Source organism: Erythrobacter sp. CCH5-A1 (assembly GCF_001557115.1).
GTDB lineage: Bacteria > Pseudomonadota > Alphaproteobacteria > Sphingomonadales > Sphingomonadaceae > Erythrobacter.
The window spans coordinates 1-15,990 of the sequence record NZ_LSKQ01000324.1; the positions used below are offsets into that span (position 1 = coordinate 1).

At 65.5% G+C, this 15,990-nt stretch carries 14 protein-coding genes; 9 read left to right on the forward strand and 5 right to left on the reverse strand.

Annotation, left to right across the window (positions count from 1 at the left end):
• Positions 1-89: 89 nt before the first annotated feature.
• Positions 90-1,316, reverse strand: a complete 1,227-nt coding sequence (locus AX708_RS19425) for a UbiH/UbiF/VisC/COQ6 family ubiquinone biosynthesis hydroxylase (protein WP_066532884.1) — start codon at positions 1,314-1,316, stop codon at positions 90-92.
• Positions 1,317-1,348: 32 nt separating this feature from the next.
• Between AX708_RS19425 and AX708_RS19430 the strand changes: the two genes are divergently transcribed.
• Entirely contained in the window at positions 1,349-3,448 is a 2,100-nt protein-coding gene (locus AX708_RS19430; RefSeq protein WP_082745721.1) for a protein-disulfide reductase DsbD, read from the forward strand.
• Here AX708_RS19430 and AX708_RS19435 read toward each other — a convergent pair.
• From AX708_RS19435 to uvrB, 3 genes are all read right to left on the reverse strand, one after another.
• Positions 3,375-3,986, reverse strand: coding sequence for a hypothetical protein (locus tag AX708_RS19435; RefSeq protein ID WP_066532882.1), 612 nt, complete (start codon positions 3,984-3,986; stop codon positions 3,375-3,377). The two genes, AX708_RS19430 and AX708_RS19435, sit on opposite strands and share 74 nt — an antisense overlap.
• A gap of 34 nt (positions 3,987-4,020) precedes the next feature.
• On the reverse strand, positions 4,021-5,568 hold the full coding sequence (locus AX708_RS19440; protein ID WP_066532880.1) for a pentapeptide repeat-containing protein: 1,548 nt from the start codon (positions 5,566-5,568) through the stop codon (positions 4,021-4,023).
• Positions 5,569-5,632: 64 nt separating this feature from the next.
• Positions 5,633-7,828 (reverse strand): excinuclease ABC subunit UvrB, encoded by a 2,196-nt coding sequence (gene uvrB / locus AX708_RS19445; RefSeq protein WP_066532879.1) that lies wholly within the window; start codon positions 7,826-7,828, stop codon positions 5,633-5,635.
• 122 nt (positions 7,829-7,950) lie between these two features.
• Between uvrB and AX708_RS19450 the strand changes: the two genes are divergently transcribed.
• Both AX708_RS19450 and AX708_RS19455 read left to right on the forward strand, forming a co-directional pair.
• Complete coding sequence (locus AX708_RS19450; protein WP_066532878.1) at positions 7,951-8,499, forward strand: DUF3617 domain-containing protein; 549 nt, start codon at positions 7,951-7,953, stop codon at positions 8,497-8,499.
• Positions 8,500-8,569: 70 nt separating this feature from the next.
• On the forward strand, positions 8,570-9,406 hold the full coding sequence (locus tag AX708_RS19455; protein ID WP_156443514.1) for a triacylglycerol lipase: 837 nt from the start codon (positions 8,570-8,572) through the stop codon (positions 9,404-9,406).
• A 48-nt stretch (positions 9,407-9,454) separates the two neighbouring features.
• On the opposite strand, the gene AX708_RS19460 is transcribed toward AX708_RS19455, so the two are convergent.
• Positions 9,455-10,168, reverse strand: coding sequence for a LuxR family transcriptional regulator (locus AX708_RS19460; protein WP_197426285.1), 714 nt, complete (start codon positions 10,166-10,168; stop codon positions 9,455-9,457).
• A gap of 292 nt (positions 10,169-10,460) precedes the next feature.
• Here AX708_RS19460 and AX708_RS19465 point away from each other — a divergent pair, with 292 nt between their 5' ends.
• The 6 genes from AX708_RS19465 (at position 10,461) to AX708_RS19490 (ending at position 15,750) form a co-directional block, all read left to right on the forward strand.
• Positions 10,461-10,739, forward strand: a complete 279-nt coding sequence (locus tag AX708_RS19465; protein WP_156443513.1) for a MarR family winged helix-turn-helix transcriptional regulator — start codon at positions 10,461-10,463, stop codon at positions 10,737-10,739.
• A 154-nt stretch (positions 10,740-10,893) separates the two neighbouring features.
• Positions 10,894-12,324 carry a circularly permuted type 2 ATP-grasp protein gene (locus AX708_RS19470; protein WP_066532873.1) on the forward strand — a complete coding sequence of 477 codons (1,431 nt, stop codon included), beginning with the start codon at positions 10,894-10,896 and terminating at the stop codon, positions 12,322-12,324.
• A gap of 1 nt (position 12,325) precedes the next feature.
• Positions 12,326-13,270: an alpha-E domain-containing protein gene (locus AX708_RS19475; protein ID WP_066532872.1), complete on the forward strand. Its 945-nt coding sequence runs from the start codon at positions 12,326-12,328 to the stop codon at positions 13,268-13,270.
• Positions 13,267-14,130 (forward strand): transglutaminase family protein, encoded by an 864-nt coding sequence (locus AX708_RS19480; protein WP_082745719.1) that lies wholly within the window; start codon positions 13,267-13,269, stop codon positions 14,128-14,130. Before AX708_RS19475 ends, AX708_RS19480 begins: the two co-directional genes overlap by 4 nt.
• A 110-nt stretch (positions 14,131-14,240) precedes the next feature.
• Entirely contained in the window at positions 14,241-14,987 is a 747-nt protein-coding gene (locus AX708_RS19485; RefSeq protein WP_066532870.1) for a proteasome-type protease, read from the forward strand.
• A 199-nt stretch (positions 14,988-15,186) separates the two neighbouring features.
• A complete protein-coding gene (locus AX708_RS19490; protein WP_369815658.1) occupies positions 15,187-15,750 on the forward strand; it encodes a response regulator transcription factor in 564 nt (187 codons plus the stop codon).
• The last annotated feature ends 240 nt before the right edge of the window (positions 15,751-15,990 follow it).

Below are 15,990 nucleotides of genomic sequence, written 5' to 3' on the forward strand. Positions count from 1 at the left end.
ACCGCATTCCCAACCCCAACCCCTCCCGCTTGCGGGAGGGGTTGGGGGTGGGAATGGCTTGCGCGCTTCAATGACGCGGCATGGCCGCTCTACCCCCGCAGCAGCTCCGGCAGATCGCCCGAAACGCCCCGCGCCTCGTCCATGAAGAACTGCTTGAGCATCGGCGTCCTTTGCACCGCCGCCATGCCGAGCCGCCGCACGGCGCTCGCCGCGGCGCCGGGGACGCCGAACAGCCGCGTCAGCCCGTCGGTCGCCAGCGCCACCATGAAGCTGTCGAGCCCGCGCCAGTTCTCGTAGCGCTTGAGGACTTCGGGATCGCCCGGATCGAGGCCGAGCCGCGCGCCATCGGCAAGCACCTCGACCAGCGCGCCCACGTCCCTGAGGCCGAGGTTCAATCCCTGCCCCGCAATCGGGTGGATGCCATGCGCCGAATCGCCGATCAGCGCGAGGCGCTCGGCGGTGATCTTCGCGGTGTGGTGGAAGCCCAGCGGGTAGCTCGACCGGTGCCCAACGCTCAGCACCTTGCCCAGCACCCCGCCCATGCGCTTCTCGACCTCGGCGAGGAAGGCGCGGTCGCCGAGCTTCATCACGCCTGCTGCATCACTCTCCGACACGGTCCACACCAGCGAGCAGCGGTGGGTGCCGTCGGCGTCGTCATTGAGGGGCAGCAGCGCAAACGGCCCGGCGGGGTAGAAAATCTCCCACGCGACATTGCCGTGGGGCTTTTCGTGGGTGAGCCCGCAGATGATCGCGCGGTGCTTGTAGTCCCATTTGGCGATGGTGATGCCCGCCGCATCGCGGGTCGGCGACTGGCGCCCTTCGGCGGCGACCATCAGCGAGCCCTTGAACTTGCGCCCGTCGGAGAGGACCGCGGCGACGCCATATTCGGAGCGCTGGCGTTCGGTCACCGTGGCAAGCGAAGTCCATTCGATCAGCGGCTCCTTCGCCGCGGCCTCGAACAGGGCGAGGCGAAGGCGGCGGTTGGGGAACATCCGGCCAAGCGTGCCGTCACCCTCGCCGGGGACGAAATCCAAGCGGCCGGGCTTCTGCTGGTCGGTCACGGCGATGCTGGCGATGTCGCAGGCGAACTGCTCGAGCCCTTCCGCGATGCCGATATTTGCGAACAGGTGCCAGCTCGCGGTCGAGATCGCGGTGGCGCGGTCGTCGAAGCCCTCGGCGGTGAGTTCGGCGGGGTCGGCGCGGTCGATCACGTGGCTGGAGAGGCCCTTCTTCGCCGCCGCCAGCGCCAGCGTCATCCCCACGAGGCCGCCGCCGAGAATGACGAGGTCGCGTGTATTGTCTGATCTTGCTGTCACCTTGGCGGCTCCGATTGCGAATAGGGCCCGTCATGCCTAGAGGTTTGCCCGTGCCGCACGCAAGAATCTTCACAAGCGCGATCCGTCAATTCGCTGCATGGCTGCTTGCGATTGTCGCAAGCGTCGCGCTGCTCGGCGCGCCCGCGCAGGCGCAGCAGAGCCCCGCGGCCGATCCGCTGATCGGATCGGAGAATATCGCGGTCACGCTCCACGCCGAAGGCCAGCCTGTCGAGGGCAAGGAGTGGCTGCTTGCGCTCCATTTCGTGCCCAAGGGGCCGGAGTGGCACGGCTATTGGTCGAACCCCGGGGATGCGGGGGCGGGGATGGCCCTCAAGCTCGACCTGCCGCCCGACTGGGAAGTGGGCGAGCCGCGCTATCCCGTGCCGCACCGTCTGGTGATCAGCGGGCTGATGAACCATGTCTACGAGGGGCCCTACACCGTGCTGGTGCCGGTCACCCCAGGGCCGAGCGTCAAGAGCTTCACCGGGCCGGTCGGGGGAACGGTCGATTACCTCGCCTGCACCGACCAGATCTGCGTGCCGCAATTCGCGCGGCTGTCGGCTGCGGCGGGGGGCGATTTCGGGCGCTGGCGGGCCGAGGCCGCGCCGCTGCTCGATGCGCGCGCGGCCTTTGCGATTGCGGGCAAGACCCTGCGCCTTGCGATTCCGCTGCCCGAGGCGATGGGGCTCGCCGACCCTTACGTGTTCATCGCCAACAAGCAGCTGGTCTCCTACTCCGCCCCGCAGACCTTCCGCCGCAAGGGCGACCTGCTGATCGCCGAGATCCCGCTCGACGAGTTCGGCACGGGCAAGGCGGACAGCATCTCCGGCATCCTCTCGTTCGGCGACAAAGACGCGGGCGGCTTCGTGTTCAACGCCGATCTCGGCACGGTGCCGACGGGCGGCGAGCAGGTGGCGGGGCCAAAGAACACATCCGCGCCGCCGATCTGGACGCTGGTGTTGGGCGCGCTCTTGGGCGGCCTGCTGCTCAACATCATGCCCTGCGTCTTCCCGATCCTGAGCCTGAAGGCGATCGCGCTCGCCCGCGCCGGCGAAAGCGAGGCGACCGCGCGGGCCGAGGGGCTCGCCTATACCGCGGGCGTCGTGCTCGCCTGCGTCGGCCTTGGGGCGCTGCTGCTGGCGCTGCGCGCGGCGGGCGAGCAGGTCGGCTGGGCGTTCCAGTTGCAGCAGCCGGGGGTGGTCGTCGGCCTCCTCGTGCTCGCAGCGGCGATCACCGCGAATTTCGCCGGCCTGTTCGAGCTGCCCTCGCTATCGGTGAGCATGGGCGGCGAGAAGACCGGGGCCTTCGCGACCGGGCTGCTGGCCGCCTTCGTGGCGACGCCCTGCACCGGGCCGTTCATGGCGGCGGCATTGGGCGCGGCGCTGCTGCTGCCGGTGCCACAGGCGTTGCTGCTGTTCGCGATGCTCGGGCTGGGCCTGGCGCTGCCCTTCCTCGCGCTGGGCTTCGTGCCTCCGCTCAGGCGGATGCTGCCCAGGCCCGGCGCGTGGATGGAGCGCTTCCGCCGGATCATGGCGATCCCGATGGGCCTCACCGCCTTGGCGCTGGTGTGGCTGACGGTGCAGCTCGGCGGGCGCTGGTTCGGCGGTTTCGCGCTGGTGCTGGTGGCAGGCGTGCTGCTCGGCCTGTTCGTGGTCGGCAAGCTCCAGCGCGGCGGCAAGATGGCATGGCCCGCCTTCGGGCTGGTCGCGGCGCCCTTCCTCGCCTTCGCGCTGATCGCGCTGCCCAAGGTCTATGAGGCCAAGGGGGCCGAGGTGCACGAGAGCATCCTCAAGCCCCAGGCCTTCAGCGCCGATGCGCTGGCGAAGGCGCGGGCCGAGGGTAAGCCGGTGTTCCTCTACTTCACCGCCGACTGGTGCGTGACCTGCAAGGTCAACGAGGCCTCCTCGATAGAGCGCGAGAGCACGCGGGCGGCCTTCGAGAAGGCGGGCGTGGTGACGATCGTGGGCGACTGGACGCGGCGCGATGCGGCGATCACGCAGTTCCTGACCGAACAGGGCGCGGCCGGTGTGCCGCTCTACCTGTGGTATGCGCCGGGGGCTAGCGCGCCGCGTCAGCTGCCGCAGGTGCTGACTCCGGCGCTGCTGGAGCAAGCGGCGGCGGGGCAGAAGTAGGCTCGCTCCGGCACGCATCGACCAGCGCCATCGGCAGCGGGCTGGGGTTGAGCTTCAGCAGCCCCGCGCCCGGCACCGTGACGGTCGCCTCGCGCTCGGGCTTCAGCGCGTCCCACTCGGAGGTGAGCGCCGGGGCCTCGCCCTCCCACACGCGCTGGCCCTTCACACTCGCCGCATCGACGGGGAAGCGCCCGATATAGCCGTTTCCGATCAGCGCGAGGATAGCGCTCGCGCCCGGGTCGGCGGGGGCGTGGCGGGTGATCCTGAGGCGCGCCTCGGGGGCCTTCGCATCGAGGCATTCGAGCGCCAGCAGCACCGGCTTTCCCGGAATGCCGTAGACCAGCCGCAAGGGGTTCGCCGTGCTCGCCCACACCGCCCCGGTCACATCGGGCGAGGCGAGCGGCTCGGACGGCCCGCCCTCTGGCGCGAGCAGCGACACCCGCGCGGCGGCGCTGTCGGTCGGCGGCGGTTTGCATCCGGGAAGCGTTGCTGAGAGCGCCGCGGCAGCAAGGCTCGCGGCGAGGAATCGGGCGGTCATGGGAGGAGGCAAGTGACAGGCTTGTGACGCGCGTTCAAGCTGCAGGAGCGGCTTTGGCGGCGCGTTTTTCCGCAATTTGGTCGGTATGCTTCATCCCGCGCCCAATCCACGGCCCGCGTGCTTTGGCCTTTTCCTCGTCTGAAAGGATAGCCCAGCCGTGCGCAAATTGCGTTGCGTCATCGAATGCGGCATCGGTTAGCAGAGTATTGTCATCGAGCTGTACATCCACCAGACTGGCGCCTTCGAGATGAGCGCCCCGCAAATCGGTCCCCTCGAGATGTGCGCCCCCCAAGTCGGCGCCCTCAAGATGTGCGACCGTCAGGATGGCGCCCTCGAGATGAACACCGCTCAGAATTGCACCTTGGAGATGCGCGACCGGCATAATGGCACCTTGGAGATGCGCGCTTCCTAGAATTGCGCCTTCAAGGTGCGCGCCGACCAAATGGGCGCCTTCAAGATGCGCGCCTCCCAAATATGCTCCTTCGAGATGCGCGCGGCACAGATTGGCACCTTCAAGATGCGCGTACAAAAGATTGATGCCTTCGAGATGCGCGTCCAGCAGATTGGCGCCTTCGAGATGCGCGTCTTCCAATTTGGCGCCGATAAATGAGCATCGCTGAAGTGCAGACGACGCAAGCAACGTATGGACGGGGAGTTCGATCCCGTCGAACACCGTGTCGGACAAGGGCAATGCGCCACCAAAGATCGTGCGTCGTTTATCGCGCACTGCATCATGCTGCGCCTTGCAGATGCTGTCCTTAGTGATTGCTCCTAGCGCACCCGTGATTTCCGCACGGAGCGGCTTTCGTAAGGCCGGGTCGACTTCGTGCCACGCCGTAATTAACGCGGGTATCTCCTGATATTCCATCGCCTGCGAACTCGCGAGCAGGCGCGCGCGCAGCAATTCCCAGGCGGGCCGCTGAAAACTCTTGCCATATTCGCCCCCCAAGAACCCCGCCAATTGATGCGTCGCAGCGATTTGAAGGCTTTCGCGCGCTCCTTCGGGAAACTTCTCATCGATCGCGCCGGCCGCGCGCAACTGGATTTCCTGAAATTCCTTGAGGTTCACGTCCTTGCGCTGGTTTTCGAGCACCGCATTGACGTGGATGTCGCGGAACAGCCATAGCATGAAGCCGATTGGCAATCCCAGCAGCACGAGCAACATCTGGGTCGCCGCGCGCCAATCCATGTCATCTCGTTCTGAGAACAGCTTTTGTATCTGTTTTAGGAAACCTTCCGACTCACCGGGGAACATTCGCAGAATGAGGCTAAGCACCACAACCGCGGTGAGCAATATGAGGGTCGGACGCGGCCAGTGCTCGCGTACCATGTCAAACTTGGGCTGGCTCCACCAATCCTTGAGCCGAAGCCACGTCACACGGCGATTGATGCGCCTAGCGAATCGTGTTTGGTTGCTTGGTGGCATGTGCGCTACGGCGTGAGCCGCAGCTTTCTTTTCCAACCAACGTATAATCGATGCGCTGCGCGCTTTCAGTTTGGTGACAAGCGCGACCAGCACGGCGAACGCCAGCGGCATCAGCCAAGGCCATTGGTCAGATAGGAAAGCAATGATCTCTGACATAATTCTTGTAGCTTGCCCGGCGTTGATGGGGCATTCAAGAATGACTTGGAGGGTTAGCTAAAATTTACGGCTTCCCGCCCATCCGCTTGTAGCGCGTCTTGCCGAAGCGGGTCTTCCTCGTCCCCGGCTTGCCTTCGTTGCTCCGCCCCACGATCGGCGCGCGCTTCTGGTCATCGGGTAGCCCGAGTTCGTCCGCCTCCAGCCGCCGGATTTCGTCGCGCAGCCTTCCTGCCTCTTCAAACTCCAGACTGGCCGCAGCGTCGCGCATGCGCTTTTCGAGGTCTTCGATGTAGCTCCTGAGGTTGTGCCCGACGAGGTTGTTGCGCTCGTCGTCGCCCGTGTCGACCAGCACGCTATCCTGCGCTGCCGTATGCGCGACGATATCGTGGATGTTGCGCTTGATCGTCTGCGGCGTGATGCCGTGTTCCTCGTTATAGGCCTGCTGCTTGGCCCGCCTGCGGTCGGTTTCGGCGAGGGCGCGCTCCATGCTGCCGGTGATGCGGTCGGCATAGAGGATCACCCGGCCGTCGACATTGCGGGCGGCGCGGCCGATGGTCTGGATCAGGCTCGTCTCTGAACGCAGGAAGCCCTCCTTGTCGGCATCGAGAATGCACACGAGGCCGCATTCGGGGATGTCGAGGCCCTCGCGCAGCAGGTTGATGCCGACCAGCACGTCGTAGACCCCGAGGCGCAGGTCGCGGATCAGCTCGATGCGCTCCAGCGTCTCGACGTCGGAGTGCATGTAGCGCACGCGCACGCCCGCCTCGTGCATGAATTCGGTGAGGTCCTCGGCCATGCGCTTGGTGAGCGTCGTCACCAGCGTGCGGTAGCCCAAGGCGGCGGTTGCCTTGCATTCGGTGATGCAGTCCTGCACCTGGTCCTCGACCGGGCGGATGGTGACGGGCGGGTCGATCAGGCCGGTGGGGCGGATCACCTGTTCGGCGAAGACCCCGCCGGTCTGCTCCATCTCCCACCCGCCGGGGGTGGCGCTGACCGCAAAGGTCTGCGGGCGCATCGCGTCCCACTCGTTGAAGCGCAAGGGCCGGTTGTCGATGCAGGAGGGCAGGCGGAAGCCGTATTCGGCCAGCGTCAGCTTGCGGCGGTGGTCCCCGCGCGCCATCGCGCCGATCTGCGGCACGGTCTGATGGCTTTCGTCGACGAAGAGCAGGGCGTTTTCGGGGAGGTATTCGAACAGGGTCGGCGGCGGTTCGCCCGGGAGGCGGCCGGTGAGGAAGCGGGAATAGTTCTCGATCCCCGCGCAGGAGCCGGCGGCGGCGATCATCTCGAGGTCGAAATTGGTGCGCTGTTCGAGCCGCTGGCGTTCGAGCAGCTTGCCTTCCGCTTCCAGCTCCTTGAGGCGCTCTTCCAGCTCGAACTTGATCGCGGCGGCGGCCTGTTTCATCGTCGGGCCCGGCGTCACATAGTGCGAATTGGCATAGACCCGCACCTTCTCCAGCGCTGCCCCCTTGGTGCCGGTCAGCGGATCGAATTCGCTGATCGCCTCGATCTCGTCCCCGAAGAAGCTGACGCGCCAAGCCATGTCCTCGTAGTGCGAGGGGAAGATCTCCAGAGAGTCCCCGCGCACCCGGAAACAGCCGCGAGTGAAGGCGGCGTCGTTGCGTTTGTATTGCAGCGCGACGAGCTTCCTGATCAGCTCGCGCTGGTCGACGACTTCGCCCACCTTGATGTCGAAGATCATGGCCGAATAGGTCTCGACCGAGCCGATGCCGTAGAGGCACGACACGGAGGCGACGATGATCACGTCGTCGCGTTCCAGCAGCGCCCGGGTGGCCGAGTGGCGCATCCGGTCGATCGCCTCGTTCACGCTCGACTCCTTCTCGATATAGGTGTCCGAGCGCGGGACGTAGGCTTCGGGCTGGTAGTAATCGTAGTAGGAGACGAAATACTCGACCGCGTTGTCGGGGAAGAAGCTCTTGAATTCGCCATAGAGTTGCGCGGCGAGGATCTTGTTGGGGGCAAGGATCAGCGCCGGGCGCTGCAAGGTCTCGATCACCTTGGCCATGGTGAAGGTCTTGCCCGAACCCGTCACCCCCAGCAGCACCTGCGTTTTCTCGCCCGCGAGCGCGCTCTCGGTCAGCTCGGCGATCGCGGTCGGCTGGTCGCCCGCGGGTTCGTAGTCCGAGACCAGCTTGAACGGGATGCCGCCCATCGACTTGTCGGGGCGGGCAGGGCGGTGGGGGACGAAGTCGGCGCCCGTTTCGGGCTCGTCCAGTCCGCGGCGGATCACGAGTTCGGCCATGGTCCCTGTATGGGGAACAAAGCAGGGACGCGCAAGGCGGCGAGGGCGGTGCACACGCTTTTCATGGCACGCTTCGGCGCGAGACGGGTTATGCTCAGGCAAAAGCAGCAGGAGAGCCCGTCATGAAAGCCCTATCCCTTATCACCTTGGCCGCTGCGGGCCTGCTCGGCGCCTGTTCGGGGGCGGGCCAATCGGACGCCGACGGAGACGGCAAGGTCAGCCTCGGCGAGGCGGCCAAGCAGGCCGAAGCGCAAGGGATCAAGCCCGAGCCCGGCCTCTACAAGACCACCGTCACCATGACCGGGCTCGAGATCCCCGGCATGCCGCCCGAGATGAAGGACCACGGCGCCGGGCTCGTCACCACGGCCGAGGATTGCCTCACCCCTGAGGAGGTCGAGAAGGGCTACGAGGCGATGGTCAAGCAGGGCCAGGACGGCGAGTGTGCCTATGAGAGCTTCGCGCTGGCGGGCGGCAAGCTCGATGCGGTGCTGGTGTGCAAATCCGAAGGGCGCGCGACCCGCGCCACCATCACCGGGACCACCACCAGCACCGGCGCGGACCTGACTGCGACGACCGCGATGGAGTTCGACGGGGCGGGCAAGGGCACCATGACCGCGACGGTCAAGCACGAGCGGATCGGCGAATGTCCTGCCAAAACAGCGCCCAAGTGAAATATGTCGGAATTGTTACGCATGTTACAATTAATTGAACATTCAGGCCGAATCTGGTTGGGTCGCGCCCATGGCCCAACTGCGTTTCCTTCCCGAACTGCCCCGTCTTCCCGCGCCGCTGATGGCGGCGGCGAGCGCTGCGGGCACGCAGGCGCAGCAGGCCTATAGCGCCACCCTGTTCGCCCGCCGGGTCGCTCTGGCGCGCGAGGCCTGCCCGGAAGAGTACGAGCTCGGCAAGCCGCAGCTTCTGCGTCTGCTGGGCGAGGCCGAGGTGCTGCTCGAGCCGGTCCGCCGCCCGCGCCGCAAGCTCGCCATCGCGCCGACGAGCAATCCGCAGGTGGCGATGATCCTTCCCGGCTTTGCCACCCACCCGATGCGGATGCGTTACCTCGCCCGCGCGCTCGAGAGCGCGGGGCACACCACCAAGCGCTGGGGGCTGGGCCGCAACTGGGGCCCCGATCCCGAGCGCTTCGACGCGATCGAGGAACGCCTGCTCCAGCTCCACGCGCGCCACGGCAAGAAGGTGGTGCTGGTCGGCTGGAGCCTCGGCGGGCTCTACGCGCGCGAGATCGCCAAGCGCCAGCCGCAGGCGGTCGCGAAAGTGATCTCGATGGGCTCGCCCTTCTCGGGAAGCCCGCGCGCCAACAACGTGTGGCGCGCCTACCAGTTCATTACCGGGCACTCGGTCGACGCCCCCCCGATCGCCGCCGAACTGCCGGTCAAGCCGCCGGTCGAGACCGTCGCGTTGTGGAGCGCCAACGACGGCGTCATCGCTCCGCGCTGCGCCGCCGGCCGCCCCGGCGAACGCGATCGCGCGGTGGCGGTGCGCTGCACCCACATGGGCTTCACCTATGACCCGCAGGTGATCGCGACGCTCCTGGCGGAGTTGGAGAACGTGCGGGGGTGATTTGTCGCCCGGGGAAGGCCGACCGAAGCGCGATATTCCGTGATCCAGTCAGGTCGGTTTGACCAAGCCCTCGACGACCCCGTTAACCGCGGCCGACACCCTGTCATGAACGCCCATCTTCTCGAAAATCCGCCGGGTATAGGTGTCGACTGACGAGAGACTTACCCCGAGGATCGTGGCGATATCCGCGCCCGATTTGCCGCGCGGTATCCAGGTCAGCACCTCGTTTTCTCGCGGCGAGAGATCTATGTCGGATCGCTTTTCACCAAAATGGACGACCATGCGGTTGTGATGGAATGCCGCGAGGCTTTCCATCTTCATGAGCATCGACTTCTCACCCGGGTCGATCGTGCTGCCCTTTCCGAATGAAATCACACCGTTGACCATGAACGGCCCATAGACCGGGATCATGTACTGATCGAAGACGCCGATTTCATTTGCAGCGGTCATGATTTCTTCGGTCAAACGCGGCTCGACCGATCGGAACAGCGGCAATACTTGCGAGAGGATCACCGGCTTGCCCTGCTGAATAATGTAATCATGGCATCGACCCAGAACCTCGGAATGCTCTTCGGGCAAGTCGTGCCGCGAGAAAACCTTGCCGGTCTCGAAATGCAGGTAGGGCAAGACTGGCTTGAGCGATTGGTGGGACTTGGCGAAATGATAGGTCATTGAAACGACACCAAGTTCTCGAACCGCAGCCAAAAGGCTTCGGGTAAGAGAGATCGGTCCCTCGTTTGCGGGGTTCTGGCTGGCATCCATACTTGTTAACGCTTTCCCCATTACCGACAGCGCGCAAGAAAGCGAAAGCATCCCGCTTGCTCGCGTGTCACTCTACGATCCCCGACGCAGCCATTAGCCATCTGAGGAGCCGCCGTCACGAGTCTACGTGACGTGATAGAAGCGTTGTCCTGCGTTAACTGCTAGCAAGACGGGTTAAAAAGGGGTTTCAACAAGCGGGGGAATGCCGATGAACCAGTCAATGCTTCAGTCGCCGATAAATATGAATACGTATAGAACGTTCCGGGCGACGAATGAGGCGATCGCCGCAGCGATGGATCAGATCTGTATCCTCAAGCCCGAGGTGGCGATCCTGCTGGAGCTTTACGAGGCCGAACACTCGAGCATCCCGATCAAGGCGTCCATCATTGGCCTCGCCGCAGGAATTCCGCAGACCACCTCCCACCGCTATCTGCGATATCTGGAGGAGTGCGGGATGGTGTTTCGCTATCCCCACCTGACCGACCAGCGGGTCAACTTCATCCGTCTCGCCCCCGCACTTTTGGCCAAGCTGGACCGGATATTTCTCGGCGACCCGGGGCCATCGCGCTGACCATCGGTCCAGTGCCGCCTTGGACCGGCTGCCGAGAACGCGCCGAGCCTCGCGCCCCAGCGTTTTGCTGGCGATCTACGTCAAATGCCCCACCCGCTTTTCTTTTGCGAAACGCGGGTTAGAGTGCCGCGACTAAGTCATTTTGCGGGGGTCGATGCAGGCGCGCGGCGGGAATTTCGACGAGATGTTCGATCGGGAGGGCAACACGCGGCCCGCCTATGCCGAATATTGCCGCTGGTTCGACGAACAGCCGCCCGAACTGATGCGCCGCAAGAACCGCGAGGCGGATGACACCTTCCGCCGCACCGGCATCACCTTCAACGTCTATGGCGAGAACGAGGCCGAGGAGCGCCTCATCCCCTTCGACATGGTGCCGCGCATCATCACCGCGAGCGAATGGCGCAAGCTGTCGCGCGGGATCGAGCAGCGGGTGCGCGCGCTCAATTCCTTCCTCTACGATCTCTACCACCGGCAGGAGATCGTGCGCGCGGGGCGCCTGCCCGAGCGACTGCTGCGGGGGAACGACGCCTGGCTGGCCAACATGGTCGGCTTCACACCGCCCGGCGGCATCTACACCCACATCGTCGGCATCGACCTCGTGCGCACCGGGCCGGACGAGTTCTTCGTGCTCGAGGACAACGCGCGCACCCCCTCGGGCGTCTCCTACATGCTCGAGAACCGCGAGACGATGATGGGGATGTTCCCCGATCTGTTCAGCCGGATCGGGGTGGAGTCTGTCTCCAACTACCCGCGCCGCCTCGCCCGCAGCCTTGCCGCTTGCGTGCCGCCTGCCTTCGGCGGGGGCAAGCCGACGGTTGCGGTGCTCACGCCCGGAATCTTCAACTCGGCCTATTTCGAACACGCCTTCCTCGCCGACCAGATGGGCGCCGAGCTGGTCGAGGGCAGCGACCTGCGCGTCACCGGCGGCCGCGTGCAGATGCGCACCACCAGCGGCTACAAGCCGATCGACGTGCTCTATCGCCGGGTCGATGACGAATTCCTCGACCCGCTCACCTTCAACCCGGATTCGGTGCTGGGCGTGCCGGGTATCATGGACGTCTACCGCGCAGGGGGTATCACCATTGCCAATGCGCCGGGTACCGGGGTGGCCGACGACAAGGCGATCTACAGCTTCATGCCCGAGATCGTCGAATTCTACACCGGCGAGCGGCCGCTGCTGCCCAATGTCCAGACCTGGCGCTGCGCCGACAAGGACAGCCTCGCCTACGTGCTCGACAACCTCGCCGAGCTGGTGGTGAAGGAAGTCCACGGATCAGGCGGCTACGGGATGCTGATCGGGCCGACGTCCTCCAAGCGCGAGATCGCCGCCTTCCGCGAGAAGCTGGTCGCCAAGCCCGACAATTACATCGCCCAGCCCACGCTCGCGCTGTCGACCTGCCCGATCTACACCGCCAAGGGCCTCTCGCCCCGGCATCTCGATTTGCGGCCGTTCGTGCTGGTCTCGCCAGAAGGCATCGACATCACGCCCGGGGGCCTCACGCGGGTGGCGCTCAAGAAGGGCTCGCTGGTGGTCAATTCCAGTCAGGGAGGCGGCACCAAGGATACCTGGGTGCTGAAGGACTGAGATGCTCGGCAGAACCGCAAACGGCCTGTTCTGGATGTTCCGCTATCTTGAGCGGGCCGAGAACACCGCGCGCCTGCTCGAGGCGGCACTGCGCATGGCGCTCACCCGCGATGTGGTGACGGCCGAGGCCGAATGGCGCTCGGTGATCGCAACGCTCGGCCTCCAGAGCGCCTACCAGGCCGTGCATGACAGCTATGACGGCACCGCGGTCTGGAACTTCGTGCTGCGCGGACCCTCCAACCCCGGCAATGTCCGCGCGATGTTCGCCGCCGTCAGGTCGAACGCGCGCGAGAGCCGCATCAACATTTCCTCGGACGTGTGGGAAGCAGTCAACGAGAACTGGATGCGGATCGACCGCCTGCTCGCGCGCCCGGTGGGGCAGGCCAGCGTGGGCGAGGTGCTCGCCGCGATCCGCCGGGCGGGCACGCAGGTCCACGGCGCCTTCGACGGATCGATCCTGCGCGACGAGGGCTACCACTTCAGCCGCGCCGGCACCTTCATCGAACGCGCCGATTCGACCGCACGCATTCTCGACATGAAGTACTTCATCCTGCTGCCCTCGCTCTCCTACGTGGGATCGAGCCTCGATACCGGGCAGTGGGAGCAGGTGCTGCGCTCGGTCGCGGGGGCGCGGGTCTATTCGTGGCTCAACGCCGGGCAGATCGAGGCGCGGGGGATCGTCGAATTCGTGGTGCTCGATGACCGTTTTCCGAGGAGCCTCGCCTTCTGCCGCAACGCCTTGCGCGAATGCCTCGGCGCGCTCGCCCGCACCCACGGGGTCGAGGGCAGCGCGGTGGCGCTGATGCGCGAGGCCGACACCAAGATCAGCCACCTCACCGTCGACCAGATCTTCGAGCAGGGGCTGCACGAATTCCTCGTCGATTTCCTCGCCCGCAACAACGCCATCGCCCGCGCGATCGCCGAGGATTACCGGTTCCACGCATGAGCAAATTGAAACTCCAGGTGCGGCACACCACGCATTACGCCTTCGGCGAGCCGGTGATTCACGCGCTCCAGCGGCTGCGGTTGACCCCCAAGGAGACACAGGGCCAGCGTATTCTCGACTGGCGGATGACCTTCGAGAATGCCCGGGCCGAGCTCCACTATGACGACCAGCATTTCAATCACGTCACGCTGGTCGGCCTCACCCCGGGCGCGCGCGAGGTGACGGTGACCTGTGAAGGCGTGGTCGAGACCGAGGACAATGCCGGGGTGATCGGCCGCCATTCGGGGCACCTGCCCCTGTGGAGCTTCCTGCGCCAGACCCCGCTTACGCGCCCCGGCGCGAGGCTGCGCGCGTTGCTTCGGGATGTGCCGGCGAGCGATACCAGGAAGCCGCTCGATTTCCTCCACGCGCTATCCTACCTGATCCGCGAGCGGGTGGCCTACGAGACCGGGCGCACCCATTCGGCCACCACCGCCGAGGAAGCGGTCGGCCACGGGGCGGGGGTGTGCCAGGACCACGCGCACATCTTCATCGCCGCCGCCCGCGCGAGCGGCGTTCCGGCGCGCTATGTCTCGGGCTATCTCTTGATGGACGACCGCATCGAGCAGGAAGCGACCCACGCCTGGGCCGAGGCCCATGTCGAGGGGCTGGGCTGGGTCGGCTTCGATGTCTCGAACGGCATCTCGCCCGATCCGCGTTATGTGCGCGTGGCGACGGGCAGCGATTATCGCGACGCGGCGCCGATCACCGGCATCAGCATCGGCGCGAGCGAGCAGGTGCTCACCGTGGGCGTGGCGGTCGAAAGCCAGCCTTTCGCCAGCCAGACCCAGAGCCAGTCGCAGAGCCAGTCCAACCAGTAAATCGATAGACAGGCTCCGCCCCATGCGCTTGGCCCCTTTGCGCAGGCGCGCGCATCGCGCTAGGGCGCGGGCGGGGCAGGGCGGGGCGCGCGCGAGAAGAGGATGACGGCATGACCTATTGCGTTGGCATGGTGCTCGACAAGGGCCTGGTCCTGATGAGCGACACGCGCACCAATTCGGGCGTCGACAACATCTCGACCTTCCGCAAGCTGTTCCACTGGAGCGTTCCGGGCGAGCGCATCATCGCGGTGATGACCGCGGGCAACCTTGCCACCACCCAGGCCGTCATCAGCCAGCTCGAGGAGCGCACCAAGGCCCCGTCCGAGCGCGAGAACTGTCTCATCAAGGGCCCGACCATGTTCCAGGTCGCGACCGAGATCGGCCGGCTGCTTCGCACCACCATCGAGCAGGCCCAGCGCGACAACGGGCCCGAGGGCAAGGGCCGCTTCACCGCGACCATGATCGTCGCCGGGCAGATTGCGGGCATGCAGCCGCGCCTGTTCATGATCTACCCGGAAGGCAACTTCATCGAGGCGAGCTGGGACACGCCGTTCTTCCAGATCGGCGAGACCAAATACGGCCGCCCGATACTTATCCGTGGTTATGAGAAAGACATGAGCTTCGAGGATGCGGTGAAGCTGCTGATGGTTAGCTTCGACTCGACGCTCAAGGCTAACCTGTCAGTCGGCCTGCCGCTCGATCTGCTGGTGATCGGCAAGGATAACTTCCAACCCTTGCATGAACACCGCGTGACTGCTGAAGATGAATATTTCGATGCGATTTCATCGGGTTGGGGCAATGCCCTGCGGTCGGCCTTCCACTCCCTGCCGCCCTACAGCTTCAGCGATGACACTTAGGTGACCGACCTGATCTGGCTCCGTTCCGGAGATATATAATTCATATAATTCAATGAGATGACTTTGAGCGGAGATGGTAAATCCTCCGGATCGGGGGCGCTCCTGCGTGAATCCCATAATAGGTTAGCGCAGACAGGCTCACATGACACGCAAAGCCTCTCTCCACTTCATCGACTCGTGCAGCCGTCAACGCGCCGAATTGGCCCGTGTAGGCTTCGCGCTTGGCCACCACTGCGAGGTCTATGGTGACCTCTCCGAGCTCGCGGTCCACCCGCCGAGGGAGGGGATCATCATCGCCCGCGACACGCCCGAGGAAGGCGGGGTCGGCATGATCCTCGACCGACTCGGCAGGCTGGGAATCTGGCTCCCGATGATCGCGGTCGATGTCCAGCCGCGCCCGGGCCGCATCGTCGAGGCGATCAAGGCCGGCGCGCTCGATTACCTCGCCCTGCCGCTTGACCCTGAACGTTTCACCCGCTGTCTGCTCCGCATCGAAAAGGAAGCCGAACAGTTCGGCGCCGCCCGCCGCCGCATGATCGAGGCGCGCGACCGTATCTCCACCCTCTCGGCGCGCGAGCGCGAAGTGCTCGACTGGCTGGCCGAAGGCAGCAGCAACAAGGCCATCGCGCGCGAGCTCGACATCAGCCCGCGCACGGTCGAAATCCACCGCGCCAACATGATGACCAAGCTCGGCGCACGCCACGCCGCCGAAGCGGTGCGGCTCAAGCTGGAGGCGAAGCTCGAACCCAAGCTGCGCGCCTGATACAACGCGCCCGCGACTGTCCCGGCCCTTACCCCCCTTTTGAGGGCACCAGCCGCACGCAGCATGACGGTCCCAGTTTCGTCTTCTTGGCGGCCCCCTTTGCCGGTCACCCTGGCAATCGGGGCCGCCAATCGTTCGTGCAGGCCGAACGCGGCGGGGCGGGACGGGCGCGCGCCGCTCGTTATGCGCTCTGATGTCCGCTGTCAACGCTCAGGGTGCGCGGCATCAGCCGTTCGGCGG